This is a genomic window from Tolypothrix sp. VBCCA 56010 (assembly GCF_050875635.1).
Lineage (GTDB): Bacteria > Cyanobacteriota > Cyanobacteriia > Cyanobacteriales > Nostocaceae > Hassallia.
In genome coordinates this window covers 1-4913 of sequence record NZ_JBPAOH010000281.1, presented here as the reverse complement: position 1 = coordinate 4913, position 4913 = coordinate 1, and the positions used below count along the sequence as shown (strand labels likewise).

General features: G+C 41.2%; 4 protein-coding genes and 2 pseudogenes. 2 read left to right on the top strand and 4 right to left on the bottom strand.

From position 1 onward, the window contains the following. The 4 genes and pseudogenes from AABK37_RS40400 to AABK37_RS40385 all read right to left on the bottom strand — a co-directional run. Window positions 1–347, bottom strand: a pseudogene (locus AABK37_RS40400) (hypothetical protein); the annotation flags it as partial. After that, entirely contained in the window at window positions 337–1488 is a 1152-nt protein-coding gene (locus AABK37_RS40395) for an ATP-binding protein (protein ID WP_432557008.1), read from the bottom strand. The pseudogene AABK37_RS40400 and the gene AABK37_RS40395, both read right to left, overlap by 11 nt. Window positions 1489–1490: 2 nt before the next feature. Then, window positions 1491–3992: a TnsA endonuclease N-terminal domain-containing protein gene (locus AABK37_RS40390; protein ID WP_432557009.1), complete on the bottom strand. Its 2502-nt coding sequence runs from the start codon at window positions 3990–3992 to the stop codon at window positions 1491–1493. A gap of 9 nt (window positions 3993–4001) precedes the next feature. Beyond that, window positions 4002–4187 (bottom strand): hypothetical protein, encoded by a 186-nt coding sequence (locus tag AABK37_RS40385; protein WP_432557007.1) that lies wholly within the window; start codon window positions 4185–4187, stop codon window positions 4002–4004. Between the two features lie 173 nt (window positions 4188–4360). Between AABK37_RS40385 and AABK37_RS40380 the strand changes: the two genes are divergently transcribed. Continuing rightward, the gene (locus tag AABK37_RS40380; protein WP_432557006.1) at window positions 4361–4621 is read left to right on the top strand and encodes a helix-turn-helix domain-containing protein; all 261 of its coding nucleotides are present in this window, start codon (window positions 4361–4363) and stop codon (window positions 4619–4621) included. A 31-nt stretch (window positions 4622–4652) separates the two neighbouring features. Next, window positions 4653–4913 (top strand): annotated as a pseudogene (locus AABK37_RS40375) (hypothetical protein); the annotation flags it as partial.

Sequence of the window (4913 nt, the reverse complement as noted above, 5' to 3'; positions counted from 1 at the left end):
ATTTGTGTTTTGATGGTTGAAAGGTGGTGCACCTTTCTCCCTCCCCCCACCACTTTGAAGTGCGCGATCGCATTCAGTAGTAAATTTGTATTCCATAACCCGCAACTTGGGTTACTAGTTCGGGATTTCAAAAATATTTGTTTTAGTAGTGGTGTAATTGTTCGTGAAATTAATACATCTGGAGGTACACAATGAGCCTCTGCTAATCTTTCTATGTATCCTGTAAGGCTTTCCACCATTGGTGTTCTAATGCCAACAGGCTCTAATTGATACAACCGACTACGAGATGGAATAGAAAGCTTTTTTAAATCCCAAAATTCGTATGTTACTAATCCATTAGCTAGCATCTTGTTGCACTCCGATGGGATCTCTTTTAGGTTTGCGTTTGCCAACTTTTCCTGGTGGACGAGTGTTGTTTGGAGCTTCTTCTGGCTGTGCAATTGTCTTTGATCCAAGTCCTAGAGCAGAGCGTAAGTTTTGTACATCTGTTTCTGTTTCAGATAATTGTCGTTCGCCTTCTTGAATTTCTTTGAACATCCTCTGACACTGAGCAACTGACCAAGCACGTTTTTGTAAGTCTTTGAGAGTGATTTTTGTTGCTTCTTGATCCAGAGCATCTTTAAAAGCGCGTGTTAGCCAATTTTTCAGTATGCCAACACATCCTAATGTTCGTTCATACAAATATTCCCAATGAGTAACTAAATCTGGATGCTCTGCAAGTGGCATCTGCTGTTGAAAAGTCAACAATACACTTTTAAAAGCCTGTACGTCTTCTGGGCTGTCAGCACAATAACGGCGGAAATGAATATCGACACTACGACGTGAGAGTTGACCGCTCAAATTACGGAATGTTAGTAATTCGTATGTTCCTAACAGACAATGCAAGATGCCTGTCATATTTGCCACAGATTTGAGGCAGTCTAATTGATCTTGTAGCTTGTATCCGCTTGCCATCTTGCCAAAATGTTGTGCTTCATCGACAAAAAATACGTCTGGATGACGATGGATGAGAGCATTTTCTAAAGCTCTGCGTAGAGCAGGTGCAACTACTTTCGACTCAACATTAATTTTTCCAAAATTATCGCGAGAGATACCACGCACACCATAATCAAACTTGTGATCGATTAAGGGTTCTTCTAAGGCGATTAAGGCGCGTGTGTAGTAATCCTTCCAGTTGAAGTTTCTCGATTCTGGGGCTACAGCTTCAACACCAACAACAGGAACACGACCACGATCGCTTTCCAGTAATGGTAATGCTAGTTCTGTTAATTTCTGCTCAACGCGGAGTCTCAAAGTTGTTTTACCAACACCACTAGCACCGTAAACAAAGATAAATGAAGCTCCTGCGGGTTCGGCAATTGTTCGCATGAGAATTTCATAAACTTCTTTAAGTCGAGGATGGGCTACGGTATAATTCTCAAAGTAAGCAAGCCTTTCTGGAGCAGGTAGTTTGAGGAGTTCAAGCGGAAATCCAGTAGATTTTGTCATAATTAAAACTCCTCGTAAACTACAAGTGTCTCTGGGACGAGCGCTTCATCTTCAGCTACTTGAGAATCGGTATTAGCAAAAGTAACTTGAATAAGTTTTGGTTGTTCGTTACGGCTTGTTGTCGCTTTTCCGCCCTCAATTACTCTAAAGACTTCCTTAACTTCTGCATCATAGGAACGCTGTTCTAATAAAGCTTCTTGAGCTTCTACCGATGCTAAAAATTCTGCTAAATTCTTAGCCGAAACTTTAGATTGTTGTGTATGATTTGAGGAGCGTTTGCGTAACTCGATACTAGCTAACTTCAGTTCTTTTTCTGAACGACCTTGGAGTTCTGCATAATATTGAGAAATACACTGTACCCACTGTCCTCGAACAAACGCGTAAGCGATACCAATATTAAACGGGTCATATCTTATCTGCACAGAGGTATTTTCAATTTGGGGATCGCGGAAACTATTAGACCAGTAGTACATTGAGTTAATTTTTACGCCGCGTCCAGCTTGAACTTTTGCTTTTCCCTGTGAGGTTGTAGGTAGGGTAAGAATCTGAAAGTTTTCATCGTAAGGAATCATGCGGTGAACCCGACTCCCACCAATCACCATACCCGCAGCAAACGCATCCCCCGGACTCTGGAAAAGTGCCGGATGTTCGTCTGTATCGTAAACTTCGTAAGCCCAAGCACAAAGATATTCATAAAGTAAACCGAGTGTCCATACAGCTTGATTTTTAGGGTTAACTGACTTGGTGACTTGGCGGACGTTACGAGTTATTTGTGTATTACCGAGTAAGTTATGGACAAATTGAGTATTGGAAGTTCCAAATAGGCGTTCGCAAACCGAACCAAAACGAGCTTTGGCTGGAGGTCTTTGCTTTTTTGTACATTCAAAAGTAGCTAATAGTGTTTCAAAATAAAGGCTGTGAAACTCTGCACCGTTATCTACCACTACAATTTGGGGAAGCCTACCGTGACGCTTGACACAAATTCTTAGCACCATTAAGCAAGAACGATATGAGGGTGAGTCAAAAGTTAGGTAAACTGCCAGCAATCGCCGTGAGTAAGCATCTACGAGAAATGTTGCCCAAGGTCTGCCAAGATTGTGACCTGTATGAGAGCAAACTAGCTCTACATCTAACTGAGTATGATCTATATGTCCAATTTCAAAAGGGCGATCGCCGTGTCTTGGGGTAGTTGTAGTAAGCTCCCAATAGAAGGATTCATGTTGATAAGCGGCACGACGACCTTGGCGTTTTTTAGTTTGTTCGTAACCAGTACGGTGTTTTACTTCTTTAGTAAATGCTTTGTAACTCGGAGCAATTACACCAGATTGTTCGCAAGCTCGAACTAAAGCCCCGTAAACCTCCCACATTCTTTTTTGTTTAAGAGTTTCATAGTCTTCTAAAATAAACTTCTCCATAATTGCTAAGGTGTCTTCGGGCAGCTTGCGCTGACGATTACCTTTGACACTGCGATGGGACAAAAGCCCAATGTAGCCGCAACCGTATTTTTGAATTGCAGTTAGATATTTAGCTTTCCAGTGACGAATAGTACGGGCTGGTATTGTTTCGTTTTCTGGGGGATGGCCGTTTAAGTAAGGTTCGATAGTTCTGTAGCGTTCAAGAGCTTCTGCTTGGTCTTCAGGACTAGCTTGATAAAATCGCTGCCAAGATTCTGTGCTAATAGCTGTTTTTTCTGGTGTTTGGAGACTTGTGATTTTTCCTTGGCGAACCAGATTCTCAAATATAGCTTTTTTGAGTTCAATTAACTGATTATTTTCTGCGCCAAGTATAACCTCTGTTTCTCCAACATGGATGATATTTAAACCTTTGCCGTCCCAACTAACAGTTGCTCCAGTAACAATATTGACTACAGGAGAGATAGCCAGAAGACTTACGCTTGGTTGCTCAACCATTAATCTATAAGCACTAGCAGTTTGTTCGTCACGGAAAATTAGACATCTTTCTGGTTCAGCTAGTGGTGTAGCATTTAAATCAATATAAATTTGCTCTTGAATAATTAAGGTGTAGATATCGTCAGATTTAGCTCCTGTTGACTGATTGAGTAATTCTGCTAAAGCGATTCCTGGTTGAGATGACACAACTGCAAGTAATGATTGAGCGATCGCTTCTTCCACTGCTAGGAATTCGGCTCGGTAATAATCTTCTAAAAATTGCAGATTACGTTGCACAACCCAATTGATTTCGCGATCTGAACGAATGCGGTAATAAAGCCCAAACTGGTTAGCATAGATTTCTCCTGGCGGACAATGCCATTGATTATCTTCTTCAGAGTAAAAGTAACGATTGGGGTTTTTCTCTGCTAATTTTTTCAAATCCTGCTCAGTTTTACACTCTTCCCAACCAGCCGAATTGGTTCGGATAATAAAGAAATCTGGGGTGTGGAAAACGCCTAATTTACGTCCGTTACTTGCTTGATAGTCAAGTTTAATTTGCGGTGGTTGATCGTAGAATTCTAGAACATCTTTATCATGTTCTAACTGATAGATAATTGGCAGTTAAACCCGATGAGACTCAAATTGAATCGTGACTCCCATCTTGCGGCTAGGGTAGCGTCCCGAAACATTATTACTACCGCCAACAACGCGACGGGATGGCTCAGATGAGCGAACTTTCTCAATAATTTTTTGCCCTGCCTCGGATATTTTAAGGCGAGCAACCCATTGTTCAAATTGCTCTTTCATATAGTCCTTAATAAGCACCTTGTACTTGATTTGATGAACCTATAACAATAAGACCATAAAGTTAGAAACTTGCTTGTCTAATGCTATATTACTTAACTTTATAACACTTATAGTGGGCAAAAATCCACTGATAGTAGATGGATTTAACGGCGCTACTGGTTCAGTATTGTTTTGTGACGCAGAAACACCCCAGTATTGAGTACCGCTTTGGCAAGGCGATTAGGCGGCGAAGGCGAGAGCTAGATTTATCCCAAGAAGAACTGGCTGAAAGGTCAGGGCTTCATCGCAACTACATCTCAGATATCGAAAACGGACAGCGTAACCCTTCGTTAAAAAATATTGTTAAGTTAGCGGCAGCTTTGGAGATATCTGTCTCCGATCTCTTTGTTAATTACGGCATCGAGGTTAAGAGTGAATCGAAAACTAATTCCTGAAATTTGGCTTTTAAAACTAAAGACCAGCGTAATGGTTAATCCAAGAGGGATGACTATTTACTCAGAACATTGGAACCTAAAACCTCTAGAAATTCCGCAACGGAGTCGGTTATTTTCTCTTGAACCTGTGGCGCTGGGAACTCCCTACACAGAAAGTCTTAGTAGCTATCTCCATCGTTTGGCGCAGGCACACTCAGTAAACCAAAAAGTTTTCTCCTCAGGGCGATCGCTAAAAAATTTTGTAGTAGATGATACTTTTTATTCAGCAAATATTGAACCAGCAAGACTAGGA

Bases quoted from the DNA above. Each gene is read 5' to 3' on its own strand.
- AABK37_RS40385 (WP_432557007.1), bottom strand. From the start codon at position 4,187: ATGAAAGAGCAATTTGAACAATGGGTTGCTCGCCTTAAAATATCCGAG.
- AABK37_RS40395 (WP_432557008.1), bottom strand. From the start codon at position 1,488: ATGACAAAATCTACTGGATTTCCGCTTGAACTCCTCAAACTACCTGCT.